This window comes from Labrys sedimenti, from assembly GCF_034424805.1.
Taxonomy (GTDB): Bacteria; Pseudomonadota; Alphaproteobacteria; order Rhizobiales; family Labraceae; genus Labrys; species Labrys sedimenti.
Map to the genome: position 1 here is coordinate 122,953 of NZ_JAXOUF010000004.1, position 18,963 is coordinate 141,915.

Sequence of the window (18,963 nt, forward strand, 5' to 3'; positions counted from 1 at the left end):
GGCTTCGGGCAAGAGCGCGGCGACATTGGTCGCTCTCAGCGAAGATCCCGGGCTCGCAGCGGCGAGCGCGTTCGCTGTGCCGGATCGGCCGCTTCCAACCTGAGGGCATGGGCGAGCGGCATGGTTGCGGCTCCCAGCGCTGCAGCGTCCTCGGAGCCGCCGGCACGATAGACCGGCGGCATCGGCCTGGGGTCGCGAGCAAGTTCCTCGTGGACGAAGAGCAGCAGCTTGTCCATCAGGGTCACCGGCAGACGCCCGCCGATCAACACCGCATCGGGATTGATCAGGAGGCCGATATCGATGGCTGCCTCGGCCAGATGCCGGGCTGCCATGCGCAGCCAGATCACCACCAGATCCTTGCCACGCTCGTCGAGCCCCAGCAATTGCTGGGGCTGTGTGACGGCGATGCCGTGCCGGGCTAGAAAGTCGTAGAGCTGCAGCAGCGAGACGAGCTGGCCCAGCGGCTGCACGCCGTCGCCTTCCCGCCCGCCTGCCGGCGACAGCGGCAGCCAGCCGATTTCTCCGCTGATGCCGCTCGACCCGTGATAGCAGGCGCCGTCGAGCACGATGCCTCCGCCCAGCCCCGCCCCGATGAAGATATAGAAGAAGCTGCGGATCTCCACGCCGAGCCCATAGGTGAGCTCGCCGATCGCCGCCGCCGTCGCATCATTGTCGATGAAGACGGGCTGTTCCGTGAAGGCGGCGAAGCGGGCGCGGATATCCGTCTCTTCCCAGATGGAATAGGCCTCGGGCATGCCGATGAAGGGAATCTCGCCCAGCAGGTCGGGAATCGCGAGGCCGATGCCGACCAGCCGATTCTCGTCGATGGCATGGCGGCGCCGGAAAGTCTTCAGGGCTTCCTTCACCTCGGCGAAGAAGGCATCGGGCAAGAGATAGCGCACCTCCCGATGCAACCGGTCACGCACAGTGCCGAGCGCATCGACGGCAACGATGGTGAGATGATCACGCCCGAGGCCGATGCCCACCGAAAAACAGCCTTCCGGATTGATCTCGAGCTCGATCGCCGGCTGCCCGCGCATGCCGTAGCGCCGGCGCGCCTCGATGATCAGCCCGTCGTCGAGCAGCTTTTCGGTGATGCGGGCGACTGCCTGCTTGCTGAGACCGGAACGGCGCGCCAGTTCCGTGCGCGAAATCGGCTGGCTCCAACGAATGGTGCGCAGGATAACGGCCTGGTTGTGGCTGGCGGCGTGGCCGGAATTGGAGCCGGCGAGTTCGCCCGGCAGGAGGGAGGACTTCATATCCGGACCGATCAAGCCGCACGCTATCCCGTCTTGTCAACCGTGGCGGCAGATGCCCGGGAGCACAAACTTTGCAGAGTCTATGGGAGGATGGAGGGTCGATCTCGCCCCACCACTTGATGGAGCAGAGGAGATCGACCCTCCGCGATCCCGCGGCTTTGTTCGCAATGTTAGCGCTCATGAACAAGGACGTCCGCGCTCATGACATTATTCCTTCTTCAGCACCCAGCTGCGGACTTCGAACGGCTTGAGATCCACCCCGCCTGCACGCGACACAGGCTCTTCCAGGATGTCGACGGCCTCGCCGAGCCGCCAGCCCGCGGCCGGCTTGACGGTGAAGGAGCCACGGGCGCCGGCAGGCTCGTAGACGCGCAGGACGAGCCCCCTGCCCTCTTCCGCCCGCTTGAGACCACCGAGCCCGGCCGCGAGGCCCTCGATGGCGAGAGGCTGGAGCGATACGGGCTGAAGACCGGTGGTGGCAAGCGCCAGCACTGGCTGGTTCATATCGAGCGCCTCCTCGCGTACCCCCCCCTCATGCCAGCTGCCCTGATGCGGAAGGAGCGCATAAAGGAAGCTCTGCTCGCCTTCATCGGCCAGCGGATCGGGATAGATGGGCGCACGCACCAGGCTCAGCCCGAGTACATTGCCCTTGACGCTGTGACCATATTTGGCGTCGTTCAGGATGGCGACACCGAAGCCGGGCTCCGAAAGATCGGCGAAGCGATGCGCCGGCACTTCATATTGGGCGCTGTCCCAGGAGGTGTTGTCGCGGGTCGAGCGCCTGACGACGCCGAAGGCGCATTCGAAGGTCGCGAAATCCGAGCGCACCGCCACCGGCGTCAGGGTCCTGAGCAAGACGCGACGGTCATGCCAGTCGAGATCGGTCCTGATTTCCAGGCGCGGCGAGTTCGCCCACAGCCGCAGGGTCTGGGTGATGGTGGAGTCGCGAAAGCGCCTGACGATCCTGACGGCAACGCGATGCTGGCCGGTCTCGACGACCTCGATCGCGTCCACCGCCGTCAGTTCCTGGCCATTGGCGGCATAGTCGTCCTCGATGTCCCAGGCGTCCCAGTTGCGGGGCTTGTCCATGGCATAGGCCCAGAGCTGGTTGCCACGGCCGGCCAGGGCCTCGCGCCCGGCACGCTTGTCGTAGAGGCTGGCGAGCGTGCCGTCGCCATTGAGGACAACCCGCACGAAGCGGTTCTCGAGGCCCGTCTTCGAAACCGTGAGGCCATCGGGCGCACGCAGCCCGGCATGATCGAGCACGACGATGCCGAGCGGGGGCACCGTGCCCTCCGTCGCAAAGGGAGCCCCGTCGATTTCGCAGCGGATAGGCCGCGCATGGAGATCGGGATTGACGACCACCAGCATCTCGGCCGAGCCGCCCTTCGGCAGTTGCGCCACCACGGCTTCGAGCCCGGATTCCTGAGCCTGCTGGCCCGTCGCCAGCGCCTCGCCGAGCTCGCGTTCGGCATCCTCGTAGATCTCGCGAATGCCCGAACCCGGCAGGATGTCATGGAACTCGTTCTTGAGCACCTTGCGCCAGGCCGGTTCCAGGCTTTCGGGCAGCGGGCCGCCGAGCAGCGCCGCCAGCGAGGCGACGGTCTCGGCGGTGATCAGTGCCCGTTCGGCATGGCGGTGCAGGCGCTTGGTGTGGCTTTGCGTGGTCAGCGTGGCCCGATGGAGTTCGAGATAGATCTCGCCCGACCAGACCGGGATTTTCTCTGCCGGGACGTTGTCATATATACGCGCGTAGAAATCTTCGACGCGAACTGGACTCAGCGCCGGAATTGCTGGGAAATCGGCAAGCTGGGCCTGGCGTTCCAGCATTTCGGGCGTGGTGCCGCCGCCGCCATCGCCATAGCCGACGGCGAGCAGGCTCTCGTCATGGATGTCCTTGCGGCGGAAATTCTTCCAGGTCGGGATGACAGCTGCCGGCTCCGTCGAGCCATTATAGCCGTGCAGCGGATTGTCGAAGGTGTGGGCGATCACCCGGCTGCCATCGAGGCCCTCCCAGAAGAAGAGGTCGTGCGGGAAGCGATTGGTCTCAGACCAGTTCACCTTGATGGTGAAGAAGGAATCCATGCCGCCCTGCCTGAGCAGTTGCGGCAGGGCCGGCGAGAAGCCGAAGCAATCCGGCAGCCAGCAGACGCGATGTCGCACGCCGAACTGGCGCTGGAAATAGCGCTGGCCGTAGAGGATCTGGCGCACGAAGCTCTCGCCGGTCGGCATGTTGGTATCGGGCTCGACCCACATGCCGCCGATGGTTTCCCACTGGCCCCTCTTCACCGCCGCGACGATATCGGCGAACAGGGCCGGATCGTCCTCCTCGATCTGGGCGTAATAGGCGGCCGTGGACTGGTTGAAGACGAAGCTCGGAAATTGTTCCATCAGGCGGAGGGCGGTGTGGAAGGTGCGCCGGGCCTTGCGCCGGGTCTCGTCATAGGGCCAAAGCCAGGCGAGATCGATATGGGCATGACCGGTGATGCCGAGCTTGCCCTGCTGGGGAAAGCGGGCTTTGAGCGCACGCAATTCGGCCACCAGCCCGTCATGGGCCGCCGCCACGCTGGCGCGATGGTCCTGTCGCAGCCCGTCGGGATTCGGTTTCAGCACCGGCAATTGCCAGATCGAGCGCTGTTGAGTGTAGTCGCCCATGCGCGCGACATAGTCCGTGGTGGCCGAGGGCCAGTCGAGCGCAGCGAAGGTGCGCTCCGCCACGTCCACCAGATGCGGCACCACCTCGTGCTCACCCAAGAAGTGCGCCACCTCTGATACCTGCTTGAGCAGCAGGCGCAGCTTGTGCACGGCGGGTTCGATGCGCGCCAGGCGCGCTGCCAGCAGGCGTGGCTCGGGCACGGGTTCGCCGAAAGGCAGCCGGGCCACGCTGTCCGTCTCGATCGAGAAGCGTTGGCCCGGCACCGGATATTCCTGGTGATAGGGATCGTGGCCATAACGCTTCTGACTGGCCTCGTCCGTCAGGGTGACCAAGCTCTCGCCGCCGAGATCGAGGATCAGGCGGGTCTCCTCCAGCGGCCAGGATTGAGGCACCTCGGCTTTGGCGGCGAAATGTGCGACGCCCTCGCGACGAGGCCAGTCGGCGCCGAGGGCGATCGGCTCGCCATCGAAGGTCCAGCCTTCGATGGCGACCTTCTCGCGCTCGCGCCAAAAGCCGAGCTCGAGCACGCGGACATCGAGGCGGGCGATCCGCTGTTGGATCGTAAGAGACATTATAGAACTCCCAGTAAAAACAAAATGTTATGATTGATTTTCGACATCAGCCTTTAACCGCCCCCGCCGTCAGCGCACCGACCACCATGCGCTGCAGCGCCACGAAGGCGATGATGGCCGGCACCACCGCCACCAGGCAGGCAGCCGCCAGTACCTGGGTGGTGGAGGCATTGGACGTGCCGGCGAAATTGAAGATCGCCACCGAAATCGGCAGCTGCGGATCCTTGTTGAGCAGCAGGAAGGGGATCAGGAACTGCGACCAGTTGAGGATCATGATCAGGATGAAGGCCGAGGCGATGCCCGGCGTGATCAGCGGCAAAGTGATGCGCCAGAAGATGCCGAAGCGGCTGCAGCCATCGATGGCGGCCGCCTCCTCCAATTCGCGCGGAATGGCGTCGATGGCGCTCTTGAGCAGCCAGGTGCACATGGGAATGCCCACGGCGATATAGACCATGATCACGCCGAAATGGCTGTTGAGCAGGCCGAGATCGCTCATATAGCGATAGAGCGGCACCAGGATCACCAGCGGCGAGACCATCTGGAAGGCGAGGATCGCCATCATCAGGCCCGAGCGGCCAGCAAACCAGAAGCGCGAAAAGGCATAGGCGGCAGGCGCCGCCACTGCGAGGCAGCCGAGCCCCCCGAGCGCGGAGAGCTTCAGCCCGTTCCACAGGTAGACCAGGAAGGCGGGATCGCTCAGCACTTGTGCGAAATTGGCGAGCGTCGGGCGCTTGGGGATGAAGCGGGCAGCCCCGAGGAAGACCTCCTGGCGCGAGCGCAGCGCCAGTGACAGCAGCCATAGGAGCGGCGTCAGGAAGAAGGCGGCGATCAACCCGGCCAGTATATAGGTGGCGACATCGCCCCATTTCTCGCGACGCTCGCCCTTCATGTGCGATCCTCCCAGCGCGGCAGGAAGGCGGCATAGAACAGGGCAAGTGCCAGGCTGATCACCAGCATCAGCACGGACAGCATGCTGCCGCCGGCGAGGTCGTAGTTGCGGAAGACGGTGTTGTAGGTGAAGAGCGAGAGCACTTCCGTCGCCCGGCCCGGCCCGCCGCCGGTGAGCGAGATGATGGCGTCAAAGGTGTTGAGCGTTTGGATGGTGATCAGGATCGAGTTGACCAGGATGGCACTGCGCATCATCGGCAGGGTGACGAAGCGGAATTTCTGCCAGCCATTGGCGCCGTCGACATTGGCCGCCTCATAGAGCGTAGGGTCGATGCCCTTGAGCGCGGCATAGAACACAATCATCGAGAAGGCCGTGCCACGCCAGACATTGGAGATGATGGCCGAGATCATGGCGTTGGTGGGATCGGACAGCCAGGCGACGGGTGCGACATGCAGGAGGCGAAGCACGCTGTTGATGGCGCCGAACGGAGCCTCGGAGAACAGCATCTGCCAGATCAGGCCGTTGGCGATTCCGGGAATGACCCAGGCGATCAGCACGATGGTGCGGATCATCGTCATGCCGGGAAGCCGGCGGCGTTCCCCGCGGACCACCACCAGGGCAATGCCGAAGCCGACCGCCTGCTGGCCGATCACGCTCGCTACGCAGAAGACGAAGGTGGTGAGGAGGATGTCACCGAGCGCGGCATTGCCGAGCATGGCGTAGAGGGTATCGAGCGTGTAGCGCTCCTCGGAACTGAGCAGCGTCGCATTGGTCAGGGACAGGCGGAAGACGTCGATGATCGGGTAGAGATAGAAGGCGGCGAGCAGCAGCACGGCCGGCGCCAGCCAGGCGAAGGGATTGGTGTCGATCCGCCGGCCGAGGCCGAGGCCGCTGCGGCGGTGCGGCACGGCGGCGATGACGGCCCTGGTCGTCGACATGGCGTCCCTCTCCTGCTTACGACTCTTCTGATCAGGCCTGTCGGCTGCGAAGAGTTAGGCGCAACGATCCCTCCCCGACTTCGGGGAGGGTGGACTGGCGAAGCCAGTTCGGGTGGGGGCGAGTGGCGCAGATCCGCCTATATTTCTTCGGTGAGCACCACCCTCCCCCTTCCGTCGCTGCTGCGCAGCGCCACCTTCCCCGAAGTCGGGGAAGGATTGCCGCGCCTTGCTCGGGAACCGCGAGGTGCATGCAACCAATGGTCCGTCCGCAATTGGTAGGGCCGAACCACTGGTCTCTCGCAATGCCACCCACCTCATTTTTTCACTTCTGCCGGGCATAGGCCGCCTGCACAGCGGCATTGGCAGCATCGAGGGCCGCTTCGGGCGTCTTGGTGCCGGCCAGCACATCGCCCATCATCACCTGGATCTGGTTGGAGATTTCCGCATAGATCGGTACCCCCGGCCGGGCTTGGCCGTGGGTGAGCGCCGCCGCAAAGGCCTTGTTCGCCTCGGTCTTGAAGACGTCGAACTTGTCATATTGCGCCTTGGAGGTCGGCAATTGCTGCTGCAGGGCATTGCCCAGCCCCGAATAGACCTCCTTGGCGATCGCAGCGCACATGGCGACCTTGTCGGGATCGTTGGCAAAGGCTCCGACCGTCCAGCCGCCAGTACCGGTCGAGTTCTGCCCGACGGTTGGTCCCGGGATCTCCGAGAAGGTCCATTGCTCGAAGGCTTCCGGTTCGAGAATGGTCTTGAGCTGGCCATATTGCCAGTTGCCGCCGATGAACAAGGCCGTCGTCCCGGCCGCCGCCGCGGCGTTCAACTCGTCGTAATTCATGATGGTGGTAACGCGCTTGGGTGCGGCGGCGGAATCAACGAGATCCTTGAAGTATTTGACCGCCTTGAGGAATTTCTCGCGATTCTCGCCGTCCGCGAACACGGGCTTGCCGCTGTCGTCGACGAGCTTACCGCCCTGGCTCCAGAAATTGGCGAGCCAGTCGAAGGTGGTGGCCTCCCAGCGCCCGGCATTGAAGAGCAGGCCCTCCATGCCCTTCTCCTTCGAAGCGAGGGCTGCTGCCTTCAACTCGTCCCATGTCTTTGGGGCTTCCGGCACGATGTCTTTCTTGCGGTAGAGCACGCGCAGATCGGTATCCCACCACCAGGCATAGATCTTGCCGTCCTTGCCGGTGATGCCCTGGCGCACGAAGGGGAAGAGATCGTTGACCTCGTCCTTGGTAAAATAGGCATCGAGCGGCTTGAGCACGCCGGCACCGATGAAAAGGGCCAGCACGAAGGAATCGACCGCAGCGCAATCGGGCCCGCGGCCGGCCTTGGCCTGTTCGAGCATGCGGGCCTGCTCCTGGCCGATATTGTCGGACATGCGTTCGAGCTCGATCTTCCAGCCGGGATGGCGCTGGATGAACTCCCCGAACAGTTTCTTGTAGCCCTCCGCCCAGACCGGGTCCGTGCTGTCGGGCCCGTCGCCCGTCAGCCGGAAGGTCAGTGATTTCGGAGCATCGGCCGGCCCGATCCGGCTCTTGGTGACGAGGTCTTCGGCCTGTGACGAGGCGGTTGCGAAGGCAACGGCCGAGGCGAGCAGCGCGGTAACCAGACGCTTGCGCATCTTGTTTCTCCCTGGGGTGTTTCCTCGATCGGGCGGATCGGTTCCGCCTCATGGTGGCGCAGTGACGCCGCGCGAATAAATCACATCGATTTTATTGAGGCAAGCATGTTCGGGAAATCACGAAACGTCGCCTGGTCCATCTGCATCGCATCCTCGAAAAGCTGGCAGGAAGAGAGGCGCCATCAAAATCGGCGGGCTGTGGAGAAGCACTGCGCTCCAATCGGAAGCATGGCGGTCCCGCCCCGCCTTGCCTATGGTGCGCGACTCATCTTCGAACGAGGAGCGCATGAACGGCAAACAACACGCCACGAACGCCAGCGCACGCCTGGCCTCGATCATTGCAGCCGAGATCAATGCCAAGCCGCAGCAGGTGACGGCAGCCATCACCCTGCTCGACGAGGGGGCGACGGTGCCCTTCGTGGCACGGTACCGCAAGGAAGTGACCGGCGGGCTCGACGACACCCAATTGCGCGATCTTGCCGAGCGCCTCGCCTATCTGCGCGAACTCGAGGCCCGGCGCGAGACCATCCTTTCCTCGATCCGCGAGCAGGGCAAGCTCGACGACGCACTCGAGGCCAAGATCGCCGCTGCCGCCACCAAAGCGGAGTTGGAGGATATCTATCTGCCCTACAAGCCCAAGCGTCGCACCAAGGCCGAGATCGCTCGCGAGCGCGGGCTGGGGCCGCTCGCCGAGGCCATCCTGATCGACCGGGCGGCTGTGCCGACGGAACTGGCGGCGGCCTATCTCGGCGACGAGGTTCCCGACACAAAGACGGCCCTGGAAGGCGCTCGTGACATCCTGGTCGAACGCTTCAGCGAAAATGCCGAGCTAGTCGGCCGGCTGCGCACCTATATGAAAGAACATGCGTTCCTGCGCGCCCGCGTCATCGACGGCAAGCAGGTGGCCGGCGCGAAATTCTCCGATTATTTCGACCATGTCGAGAAATGGTCGGGTGTGCCCAGCCACCGCGCGCTCGCCATGCTGCGTGGCCGCAACGAGGAGGTGCTGTCGCTCGACATCGAGGTCGATGCCGACGATGCCTCCGCAGTGAAGCCCGTGGAGCGCATGATTGCCCAGGCCTGTGCGATCGCGGGCAGTCTTCCCGGAGACCGCTGGCTGATGGAGGTCGTCGGCTGGGCCTGGCGGGTCAAGCTCTCCCTGCACCTCTATGTCGACCTGATGGGCAATTTGCGCGAACGGGCCGAGGAAGAGGCGATCCGGGTGTTCGCCCGCAATCTCAAGGACCTGCTTCTGGCGGCGCCGGCCGGCTCGCGCGCCACCATGGGCCTCGATCCCGGCATCCGCACCGGCGTCAAGGTCGCGGTGATCGACGGTACCGGCAAGCTGCTCGCCACCACCACCGTCTACCCCTTCCAGCCGAAGAACGATTTACGCGGAGCCCAGGCCGAACTCGCTTCCCTCGTTCGCCGCCACAACATAGAACTCATCGCCATCGGCAACGGCACCGGCAGCCGCGAGACGGAAAAGCTGGTGGTCGACATGCTCGCCGCCCTGCCGGCGCCCAAGCCGCTGAAAGTCATCGTCAGCGAGGCCGGCGCTTCGGTTTATTCGGCCTCGGCAACGGCCGCTGCCGAATTTCCCGATCTCGACGTATCACTGCGTGGTGCGGTCTCGATCGCCCGCCGGCTGCAGGACCCGCTGGCCGAGCTCGTCAAGATCGAACCAAAATCGATCGGCGTCGGGCAATATCAGCACGATGTCGACCAATACCGCCTTGCCCGCTCGCTGGACGGGGTGGTGGAAGATGCCGTGAACGCGGTCGGCGTCGACCTCAACACCGCTTCGGCCTCACTGCTCGCCCGGGTGTCGGGCCTCGGCGCCTCGCTCGCCGAGGGCATCGTTGTGCATCGCAATGCCAATGGCCCCTTCGCCAGCCGCAAGGACCTGCTCAAGGTCTCCCGCCTCGGCCCGCGCGCCTTCGAGCAATGCGCCGGCTTCCTGCGCATCCCCAATGGCAGCGAGCCGCTGGACGCTTCATCGGTACATCCGGAAGCCTATGGCGTCGCCAAGAAAATCGTCGCTGCCTGCGGGCGCGACGTGCGCGCGCTGATGGGTGACAGCGCCGCCCTCAGGAAGCTCGATCCGCAAGCCTTCGTGGATGAGCGCTTCGGCCTGCCGACCGTGCGCGACATCATCGCCGAGTTGGACAAGCCCGGCCGCGATCCCCGCCCCGAATTCAAGACGGCGACCTTCGCCGACGGCATCGACGACATCAAGGACCTCAGGCCCGGCATGCTCCTGGAAGGCACGGTCACCAATGTCGCCGCCTTCGGCGCCTTCGTCGACATCGGCGTGCACCAGGACGGCCTCGTCCATGTCTCGCAACTGGCCGACCGTTTCGTGAAGGATGCGCATGAGGTGGTGAAGGCCGGCAACGTCGTGAAGGTACGGGTGGTCGAGGTCGACATCCCGCGCAAGCGGATTGCCCTCTCGATGCGGCGGGATGGGGCGAGCGCCTCCGACAAGCCCGCAAGACGCGACGACAAGGCCAGGCCGAATCCTCCCCGTCCCAACCAGCCCCGGCCCGAAAAGCCGGCTGCGCAGGGCGCTTTCGGCGCGGCCTTGGCCGAGGCGTTGAAGAAGCGTTGAAGTGTCTTCCTACCGTCTTTCCTGTCCCCAGACGTATTCCGGGGAAGGTATTCGTATCGGAAGCGGTTCTATTCCGACAGGGGCAAGGGTCGCGGCCGGCCGCCCCGCCCGAGTTCGGTATCGGCGAAGCTTTCGGCAATATAGTCTTCGAGGCGAATGATCGCCTCGCTCGAATTGCCGGCAAGCCGGTGCAGCCTGAGTTCTAGATGGCCGAGCGGCGGGAAATCGTCGCGCTCGCCGAGCATGCGCACGCCCGACGGCGCCGCACTCTCGGCCATCACCGTCACGCCCAGCCCCGCCCGCACGGCGGCGGAAATGCCGTCATAGCTCGAGCTGAGATAGGCGATCCGGCAAGGCCTGCCGAGCCCGTTCAATGTTTCCAGGATGCGGCGCCTGTAGATGCAGGGCGGCGGTGCCACCACCAGGGGCAAAGGGCTCTGGGTGTGGCGCTCATGGTCGGCGCTCGTCATCCATACCAGCGGCTCGGTGAAGATCTGGCGTCCCTCCGTCAGGTTCGGCTCGTCATGCAAGGCAATCACGAGATCGAGGTCGCCGTCGGCCTGGCGGCTGAGCAGGTTCTTGCTGAGGTCGCTCGTCACTTCCAGCATCACATTCGGATGGGACTGGGCGAATTTGCCCAGGAAGTCCGGCAGCAGCGAAGCGGTATATTCATAGGGGGCGCCCAGCCGGATGCGCCCGGCAACCTTGGGCTGGCGCATGCTGGCAAGCGCCTCGTCGTTCAAGGCCAGGATGCGCCGGGCGAACTGGGCGAGCAGCGTTCCTTCCTGGGTGAGCTGCAGCTTGTGCGCATCCCTTTGGAAGAGCTGCGCAGCCACGATTTCCTCAAGCCGGCGGACCTGGAGGCTCACCGCCGATTGGCTGCGGCCAACCAATGCACCGGCGCGCGTAAAGCTGCCTGAATCGATGGCCTTCACGAAGGTGCGCAGGAGTTCCGTGGGAATGTTCTGCATGGCTTTATCATGAGAAATATCAATTCTAGCATTTGAACTATGAATTTCTGCAATGTCAAACGATCTGGCATATCCAGGTCATCCGGAGAGGTTGGCGCAGCCGGCGCCCCGGGATGCCAGGCCTACGCATAGACCAGCATTTGCGATACTTGATCTGACAAGAACACCACCGAGGACATGCCCATGGACGACCGGAATGAAGCTGACCGGAATGACCTTGGAAAGACGCCACTGACCGCGCTCAATGTCGCGCTCGGCGGCAGAATGGTGGAATTTGCAGGCTACGACATGCCCGTGCAGTTTCCCGAAGGCGTGGCGAAGGAACACCTCCACACCCGTGCCCTGGCCGGGCTGTTCGATGTCGGCCATATGGGCCAGGTCGTGCTCCGCGCGAAATCCGGGAAATACGAAGATGCGGCGCTGGCGCTGGAGCGACTGGTGCCGGTCGATGTGCTCGGGCTGAAGCCGGGGCGACAGCGCTACGGGCTTTTCACAGATGCCAAGGGCGGCATTCTCGACGATCTGATGTTCGCCAATCGCGGCGACCATCTCTTCCTGGTCGTCAACGCGGCCTGCAAGAGCCAAGACATTGCCCATCTGCGTGCCCATCTGTCCGAGGACTGTGAGATCGAGGAACTGACGGAGCGCGGGCTCATCGCCCTCCAAGGCCCCGCCGCCGAGGCAGCACTGGCCAAACTGGCGCCGCAGGCCGCGGGCATGGCTTTCATGGATGTGCGGGAACTGACCATTCTCGGCGCCTCCTGCCTGGTATCCCGCTCCGGCTATTCGGGCGAGGACGGCTACGAAATCTCGGTACCCTCAGCCCAGGCGGAAGAACTGGCCAAGGCCCTGCTCGCCGATCCCGACGTGCATCCCATCGGGCTCGGCGCACGCGACAGCCTTCGGCTCGAAGCGGGGCTCTGCCTCTATGGCAATGACATCGACACCTCGACGACGCCGGTTGCGGCGGCCCTTGAATGGGCTGTGCAGAAGGTGCGGCGTACCGGCGGGGCCCGCGCGGGGGGCTTTCCGGGAGCCGAAGTGATCCTGCCCGAATTCGAACATGGGGCGTCGCGTCGACGCGTCGGGCTGGCCGCCGAAGGCCGCGCGCCGATCCGGGCCGGCGCGGAACTCTTCACCGACGAAACGGCGCCGGCGCCGATAGGCCGCGTCACGTCCGGCGGCTTCGGTCCCACCCTCGGCGCTCCCGTCGCCATGGGCTATGTTCCAATTGCAAGTGCCGAACCGGGCACCCGGCTTTTCGCCGAGGTTCGCGGCAGGCGCCTGCCGGTCGTCGTCGCCACCCTTCCCTTCATCACCCCGCGCTACAAGCGCAGCTGAGAGGCCCACCATGACGAAATTCACCGAAGATCACGAATGGCTCGATATCGCCGGCGGCGTCGCCACGGTCGGCATCACCGGTCATGCCGCCGAGCAACTCGGCGACCTCGTCTTCGTCGAGCTGCCCGGGGTCGGCAAGCACCTGTCGAAGGGTGACGTCGCCGCGACGGTCGAGTCCGTCAAGGCCGCCTCGGACGTCTATTGCCCGCTCGACGGCGAGATCGTCGAAGTGAACGAGGCCATCGTCAACGACCCGTCTCTCGTCAATTCCGATCCGCAGGCCGGTGGCTGGTTCTTCCGTCTCAAGCTCGCCAATGCCGACGATGCGGCGGGCCTGATGGATGAGGCCGCCTACAAAGCCCATATCGGCTAAAGCGTTTTGTGATTTGGCGCCATCGTCAAGAATCGCAAAGACGCGTCGGAACAAGGAGTTAGAGCAAATAAGCGTTCGGTGTGAACGCGCTTTGCTCTGAGAGGACACGATGTCTCATACCGAAACCACCTATGATCCCTATGACTTTGCCAACAGGCGCCATATTGGTCCCTCCCCGGCCGAAATGACGGAGATGCTGAAGGCTGTCGGCGCCGACAGCCTCGATGCGCTGATCGACGCCATCGTGCCGGCGGGCATCCGCCAGAAGACGCCTCTCGCCTGGGGGCCGGCGCTCTCCGAACACGGCGTCCTCAACCGCCTGCGCGAGGTCGCCGACAAGAACCGGGTGATGATCTCGCTGATCGGCCAGGGCTATTACGGCACCGTCACGCCGCCGGCGATCCAGCGCAACATCTTCGAGAACCCGGCCTGGTACACCGCCTACACGCCCTATCAACCGGAAATCAGCCAGGGGCGTCTGGAAGCCCTGCTGAACTTCCAGACCATGATCTCGGATCTGACCGCGCTCGACGTCGCCAATGCCTCGCTGCTGGACGAAGGCACGGCCGCGGCCGAGGCGATGGCGCTGTGCCGCCGTTCCGCCAAGTCCAAGGCGAATGCCTTCTTCGTCGATCACCATTGCCATCCCCAGACCATCGCAGTGATCGAGACCCGCGCCGCCGCGCTTGGTTGGGATGTCGTGGTCGGCGATCCCTTCGCCGATCTCGATCCGGCCGGCGTGTTCGGCGCGATCTTCCAATATCCCGGCACCTACGGCCATGTGCATGACTTCACCGGCGTGATCGAGGCTCTGCACGGCGCCGAAGCGCTGGCCTGCGTCGCTGCCGATCCGCTCGCCTTGACCATCCTCAAGGCGCCGGGCGAAATGGGTGCCGACATCGCCATCGGCTCGACCCAGCGCTTCGGGGTGCCGATGGGCTATGGCGGCCCGCATGCCGCCTATATGGCGGTGCGCGACGCGCTCAAGCGCAGCATGCCCGGCCGCATCGTCGGCGTTTCCATCGATGCGCGCGGCAACCGCGCCTATCGCCTGTCGCTGCAGACCCGCGAACAGCATATCCGCCGCGAAAAGGCCACCTCCAACGTCTGCACCGCCCAGGCGCTGCTGGCGGTGATGGCCTCGATGTATGCGGTGTTCCACGGCCCGACCGGGCTCAGGGCGATCGCCGAGCGCGTCCATCGCAAGATGGTACGGCTGGTCAAGGGCCTGGAGAGCCAGGGCTACAAGATCGAGCCCTCGACCTTCTTCGACACGGTGACGGTCGAGGTCGGCGCGGTCCAGGGCGCCATCCTGAAATCGGCCGAAGCCGAAGGCATCAATCTGCGTCGGGTCGGCACCAGCAAGATCGGCATCGCCTATGACGAGCGCACCCGCCGCGGCCACACCGAAGCGATCTGGCGTGCCTTCGGCATCGACCGCAGGGATGACGACCTCACCCATGAATACCGGGTGCCCGACGCCCTGGAACGGACCTCGGCCTACCTGACCCACCCGATCTTCCATTTGAACCGGGCCGAAGCGGAGATGACGCGTTACATGCGCCGTCTCGCTGATCGCGATCTCGCGCTCGACCGCTCGATGATCCCGCTCGGCTCCTGCACCATGAAGCTGAACGCCACCGCCGAGATGACGGCGCTGAGCTGGCCGGAATTTGCCGACGTGCATCCCTTCGCGCCCGATGGCCAGACCCAGGGCTATGCCGAGGCGATCGCCGATCTCGAGGCCAAGCTCTGCCAGATCACCGGCTATGATGACTTCTCGATGCAGCCCAATTCCGGCGCGCAGGGCGAATATGCCGGCCTGTTGACCATCCAGGCCTATCACCGGGCGCGCGGCGACACCCATCGCGACGTCTGCCTGATCCCGACCTCGGCCCACGGCACCAATCCGGCTTCGGCGCAAATGGCCGGCATGAAGGTGGTGGTGGTCGGCGCGGCCGCCAATGGCGACATCGACCTCGCCGATTTTCGCGCCAAGGCGGAAGCCCATTCGGCCAATCTCGCCGCCTGCATGATCACCTATCCCTCGACCCATGGCGTGTTCGAGGAGACGGTGCGCGAGATCTGCGAAATCACCCATGCCCATGGCGGCCAAGTCTATCTCGACGGTGCCAATATGAATGCCATGGTCGGGCTCGCCCGCCCCGGCGACATCGGCTCGGACGTCAGCCATCTCAATCTGCACAAGACCTTCGCCATCCCGCATGGCGGCGGTGGTCCGGGCATGGGGCCGATCGGCGTCAAGGCCCATCTGACGCCCTATCTGCCGACCCCGCCCCAAACCGGCGAGAAGGGTGCCGTGTCCTCGGCCCCCTATGGCTCGGCCTCGATCCTGCTGATCTCCTGGGCCTATTGCCTGATGATGGGGGGTGAGGGCCTGACTCAGGCGACCAAGGTGGCGATCCTCAATGCCAACTACATCGCCAGCCGCCTCTCGGCCTCCTATCCGATCCTCTATTCGGCCAAGGGACGCGTTGCGCATGAGTGCATCCTCGACACCCGCGTCCTGAAGGATCGCGCCGGCGTGAGCGTCGACGACATCGCCAAGCGGCTGATCGACTGCGGCTTCCATGCACCGACCATGAGCTGGCCGGTGGCGGGGACGCTGATGGTGGAGCCAACGGAAAGCGAGCCCAAGGCCGAGCTCGACCGCTTCATCGCGGCCATGCTCGGCATCGCGGCGGAAGCCGAGGCGATCGTGGCAGGTACGCTCGATCCCGAGGATAACCCGCTCAAGCACGCTCCGCACACCGTGGAAGATCTGGTGGGCGAGTGGAACCGCTCCTACAGCCGCGAGATCGCCTGCTATCCGGCCGGCGCCTTCCGGGTCGACAAATATTGGTCGCCGGTCAACCGGGTCGACAATGTCTATGGCGACCGCAACCTGGTCTGTTCCTGTCCGCCCCTCGAAAGTTATGTCGAGGCGGCCGAATAAGGGCTAATGACCACGCTGGATGCGGGCGGTCCTCGGGACCGCCTGCCTTGAGTAGAGAGCCAGGCATGTTTCTGTCGATTTTCGACATCTTCAAGATCGGCATCGGCCCGTCCTCGTCCCACACCATGGGGCCGATGGTGGCGGCGGCCCGCTTCCTGGACGAATTGAGAACCCTGGTGGAGCGCGAGCCCGCCATGACGGACGTGCGGCTCAAGGTCAGCCTGCACGGCTCTCTGGCCTTCACCGGCCATGGCCATGCCACCGACCGTGCCGTCATCCTCGGGCTGATGGGATTCCTGCCTGCCACCATCGACCCGGACCTGGCGCAGGAAAAAGAGGCCGAACTCCGTGAAGCGGGCGTGATCAGGCTTCCCGGCCTGCCTCCGCTCACTTTTGTCCCCGACACCGACCTCGTTTTCGACTATGGGCCGCCGCTGCCCGGCCACGCCAATGGCCTGATCATCGCCGCCACGGATGCGAATGGCGAGCTGCTTCTCAGCCGGACCTATTATTCGATCGGCGGCGGCTTCGTGCTGTCGGCCGAAGAACTCGAAGCCCAGCGCAGCAGGGATGCGGCCTCGTCCGACGAACCGGGTGCGCTCGGCTTTCCCTATCCCTTCGGCACCGCTGCCGAAATGCTGGCGATGGGGGCCTCCTCCAATCTCAGCATCGCCGAGATGAAGCGGGCCAACGAAGGCGTCGTCCACGGCGGCACGCTGGACGACAGGCTCGATGCGGTCTGGGCCGCAATGGATGGTTGTATCGACCGCGGCCTGCGGCAGGACGGCATCCTGCCCGGCGGCCTGTCCGTGCGACGCCGTGCGCACACCATTCACCAGCAGCTTCTGGCCGAACAGGGCCGCAATCTCGAACAACCCCATGTCGTCAATGACTGGATCTCGATCTACGCCATGGCGGTCAATGAGGAGAACGCCGCCGGCGGACGCGTCGTCACCTCGCCCACCAACGGGGCCGCCGGCGTGGTGCCGGCCGTGATCCGCTATTATCGCGACCATTGCCGCGGCTCGAGCCATGAGGGCATCCGCGATTTTCTGCTGGTCGCGGCCGCCATCGGCGGCATCATCAAATACAACGCCTCGATCTCGGGAGCCGAAGTCGGCTGCCAGGGAGAGGTCGGATCGGCGTCGGCCATGGCGGCTGCCGGGCTTTGCGCTGCGCTCGGCGGCTCCAACGAGCAAGTGGAGAACGCGGCCGAAATCGCGCTGGAGCATCATCTGGGCATGACCTGCGATCCGGCCAAGGGCCTGGTGCAGGTCCCCTGCATTGAGCGCAATGGGCTCGGCGCGATCAAGGCGGTAAGCGCCGCCAGCCTCGCCTTGCGCGGCGACGGCAAGCATTTCATGCCGCTCGACAACTGCATCGAGACGATGCGCCAGACCGGCATCGACATGAACCTCAAATACAAGGAGACCTCGACCGGCGGGCTTGCCGTCAACCTGCCGGAATGCTGAGCCGATCTCCGCCTCAGCGCATCGCGAGTATCAAGAATACCGACCTATCGTGGGAGGGGCTTTCCTGGGAGCGCGGACGTCCTCGTCCGCTCCTGCCATCCCAGGACGCGACATTTCCAAGAGCGGACGAGGACGTCCGCGCTCCCAGGAAGAGTCGGGCTCATACTTTATACAAGCCTGCATAAAGTATGACTCACCAATTCCGTCATTGCGGGCGCAGCGAAGCAAAGCAATTCAGGAGCCGTAAACTCTATGCCTTCAAGCTCCTGGATTGCTTCGCTGCGCTCGCAATGACGGATCAGCCTTTACGCATCATGGTATTATGGTAGCCCCGCATCACTCCTTCCTGGCGCCAATGGCGTCGAGAGTATGCTCTGCGCTGGCAATGGTAGGAGTGGCGACCTCGCCGGAGTCGAGATAGAGAACGCGCCCTTCCCGGGCCGGCTTGAGAAACTTGTCCCAGCCCGGCATGATCTTGTCGAGGCGGGCTCGGATCGCCGCTTCCGAGCGGTCCTTCTCGGCATAGCTGTTCATGATCACCAGAAGATCGGGATCGGCGCGGCCGAAGATCTCCGGGCTCAGCGGCGTGGCGAAGATCGAGCCGAGGCCCTTGCCGGCTCCCATGCCGTCCACCTTGGCGGGACGATAGCCGAGATCCTCCAGGGCCTGAATCGCGCCCGAGATCTCGCCGACCAGGTTGACCTGGTCATGCACGATGACTGCCATGTAGGTCCGCTCCCGCTCGCTGGGCGGCAGCTTGGCCCTGAGGGCGGCGACACGGTCGAGATAGGCCTTTTTCCGCGCTGCGAATTCTTCCTGCCGACCGAGAAGCTTGGCCAGATCCTCCTCGACGCCGATGCCGCGCGTCCTGCCGGTACTGGCCTTCTGCAGATAGACCGGGGCAATCGCCGAGAGCTGACCGGCCTTGTCGACATCGCGCTCCGTGCCGATGATCAGGTCGGGATCGAGCTTACGCACTTTTTCAAGATCGATCTGGCCGACCGCCCCGATGCCGGTCGGCTTGGGGCCTTTTTTCGCCAGGACCGTGTCGATGAAGTCGACGGCGGCGAGCATCCGCGCGTCGTCGGAGCGGCCATAGCTGCCCGTGACGTTGACGCCGAGGTCCAGAAGCGGCAGCCCCAGAAGCGGCTCATGCAACACGATGATCCGTTTCGGATCCTGGGGAATGGTGACGGAACGCCCGGTATTGTCTGTCACCGCGCGGCCCCCTGCCAGTGCCGTCTGCGCGCCGGCCAAAACCATCTGTGCTGCCAGCATGGCCGGGATCAAAACGGCCCATC

At 64.7% G+C, this 18,963-nt stretch carries 12 protein-coding genes; 5 read left to right on the forward strand and 7 right to left on the reverse strand.

Going from position 1 to position 18,963, the window contains the following annotated elements; genetic code table 11:
• Positions 1–35 precede the first annotated feature (35 nt).
• The 5 genes from U1R88_RS15610 to U1R88_RS15630 form a co-directional block, all read right to left on the reverse strand.
• On the reverse strand, positions 36–1,259 hold the full coding sequence (locus U1R88_RS15610) for an ROK family transcriptional regulator (RefSeq protein WP_322432050.1): 1,224 nt from the start codon (positions 1,257–1,259) through the stop codon (positions 36–38).
• Between the two features lie 207 nt (positions 1,260–1,466).
• Positions 1,467–4,487: an alpha-mannosidase gene (locus tag U1R88_RS15615; protein WP_322432051.1), complete on the reverse strand. Its 3,021-nt coding sequence runs from the start codon at positions 4,485–4,487 to the stop codon at positions 1,467–1,469.
• A 46-nt stretch (positions 4,488–4,533) separates the two neighbouring features.
• A complete protein-coding gene (locus U1R88_RS15620) occupies positions 4,534–5,376 on the reverse strand; it encodes a carbohydrate ABC transporter permease (protein WP_322432052.1) in 843 nt (280 codons plus the stop codon).
• Positions 5,373–6,314 carry a carbohydrate ABC transporter permease gene (locus U1R88_RS15625; RefSeq protein ID WP_322432053.1) on the reverse strand — a complete coding sequence of 314 codons (942 nt, stop codon included), beginning with the start codon at positions 6,312–6,314 and terminating at the stop codon, positions 5,373–5,375. Before U1R88_RS15625 ends, U1R88_RS15620 begins: the two co-directional genes overlap by 4 nt.
• A gap of 322 nt (positions 6,315–6,636) precedes the next feature.
• Positions 6,637–7,938: an extracellular solute-binding protein gene (locus U1R88_RS15630; RefSeq protein WP_322432054.1), complete on the reverse strand. Its 1,302-nt coding sequence runs from the start codon at positions 7,936–7,938 to the stop codon at positions 6,637–6,639.
• A gap of 286 nt (positions 7,939–8,224) precedes the next feature.
• On the opposite strand from U1R88_RS15630, the gene U1R88_RS15635 reads away from it, so the two are divergent.
• A complete protein-coding gene (locus U1R88_RS15635) occupies positions 8,225–10,549 on the forward strand; it encodes a Tex family protein (protein ID WP_322432055.1) in 2,325 nt (774 codons plus the stop codon).
• Positions 10,550–10,617: 68 nt separating this feature from the next.
• Here U1R88_RS15635 and U1R88_RS15640 read toward each other — a convergent pair whose 3' ends face one another.
• Positions 10,618–11,520 carry a LysR substrate-binding domain-containing protein gene (locus U1R88_RS15640; protein ID WP_322432056.1) on the reverse strand — a complete coding sequence of 301 codons (903 nt, stop codon included), beginning with the start codon at positions 11,518–11,520 and terminating at the stop codon, positions 10,618–10,620.
• A gap of 183 nt (positions 11,521–11,703) precedes the next feature.
• Between U1R88_RS15640 and gcvT the strand changes: the two genes are divergently transcribed.
• The 4 genes from gcvT to U1R88_RS15660 all read left to right on the forward strand — a co-directional run bounded on the left by gcvT (position 11,704) and on the right by U1R88_RS15660 (position 17,662).
• Positions 11,704–12,861 carry a glycine cleavage system aminomethyltransferase GcvT gene (gene gcvT, locus U1R88_RS15645; RefSeq protein WP_322432057.1) on the forward strand — a complete coding sequence of 386 codons (1,158 nt, stop codon included), beginning with the start codon at positions 11,704–11,706 and terminating at the stop codon, positions 12,859–12,861.
• A gap of 10 nt (positions 12,862–12,871) precedes the next feature.
• Positions 12,872–13,234, forward strand: coding sequence for a glycine cleavage system protein GcvH (gene gcvH / locus U1R88_RS15650; RefSeq protein ID WP_322432058.1), 363 nt, complete (start codon positions 12,872–12,874; stop codon positions 13,232–13,234).
• Between the two features lie 109 nt (positions 13,235–13,343).
• Positions 13,344–16,190, forward strand: coding sequence for an aminomethyl-transferring glycine dehydrogenase (gene gcvP / locus U1R88_RS15655; protein WP_322432059.1), 2,847 nt, complete (start codon positions 13,344–13,346; stop codon positions 16,188–16,190).
• Positions 16,191–16,255: 65 nt separating this feature from the next.
• A complete protein-coding gene (locus U1R88_RS15660; RefSeq protein WP_322432060.1) occupies positions 16,256–17,662 on the forward strand; it encodes an L-serine ammonia-lyase in 1,407 nt (468 codons plus the stop codon).
• 336 nt (positions 17,663–17,998) lie between these two features.
• Here the strand turns inward: U1R88_RS15660 and U1R88_RS15665 are convergent, their stop codons facing one another.
• Positions 17,999–18,940 carry an ABC transporter substrate-binding protein gene (locus U1R88_RS15665; RefSeq protein WP_322432061.1) on the reverse strand — a complete coding sequence of 314 codons (942 nt, stop codon included), beginning with the start codon at positions 18,938–18,940 and terminating at the stop codon, positions 17,999–18,001.
• Between the last annotated feature and the right edge of the window lie 23 nt (positions 18,941–18,963).

Coding starts and splice junctions, on each gene's coding strand:
- U1R88_RS15635 (WP_322432055.1), top strand. CDS start 8,225: ATGAACGGCAAACAACACGCCACGAACGCCAGCGCACGCCTGGCCTCG.
- gcvP (WP_322432059.1), top strand. CDS start 13,344: ATGTCTCATACCGAAACCACCTATGATCCCTATGACTTTGCCAACAGG.
- U1R88_RS15640 (WP_322432056.1), bottom strand. CDS start 11,520: ATGCAGAACATTCCCACGGAACTCCTGCGCACCTTCGTGAAGGCCATC.
- U1R88_RS15615 (WP_322432051.1), bottom strand. CDS start 4,487: ATGTCTCTTACGATCCAACAGCGGATCGCCCGCCTCGATGTCCGCGTG.
- U1R88_RS15660 (WP_322432060.1), top strand. CDS start 16,256: ATGTTTCTGTCGATTTTCGACATCTTCAAGATCGGCATCGGCCCGTCC.
- U1R88_RS15665 (WP_322432061.1), bottom strand. CDS start 18,940: ATGCTGGCAGCACAGATGGTTTTGGCCGGCGCGCAGACGGCACTGGCA.
- U1R88_RS15620 (WP_322432052.1), bottom strand. CDS start 5,376: ATGAAGGGCGAGCGTCGCGAGAAATGGGGCGATGTCGCCACCTATATA.
- U1R88_RS15610 (WP_322432050.1), bottom strand. CDS start 1,259: ATGAAGTCCTCCCTCCTGCCGGGCGAACTCGCCGGCTCCAATTCCGGC.
- U1R88_RS15630 (WP_322432054.1), bottom strand. CDS start 7,938: ATGCGCAAGCGTCTGGTTACCGCGCTGCTCGCCTCGGCCGTTGCCTTC.
- U1R88_RS15625 (WP_322432053.1), bottom strand. CDS start 6,314: ATGTCGACGACCAGGGCCGTCATCGCCGCCGTGCCGCACCGCCGCAGC.
- gcvT (WP_322432057.1), top strand. CDS start 11,704: ATGGACGACCGGAATGAAGCTGACCGGAATGACCTTGGAAAGACGCCA.
- gcvH (WP_322432058.1), top strand. CDS start 12,872: ATGACGAAATTCACCGAAGATCACGAATGGCTCGATATCGCCGGCGGC.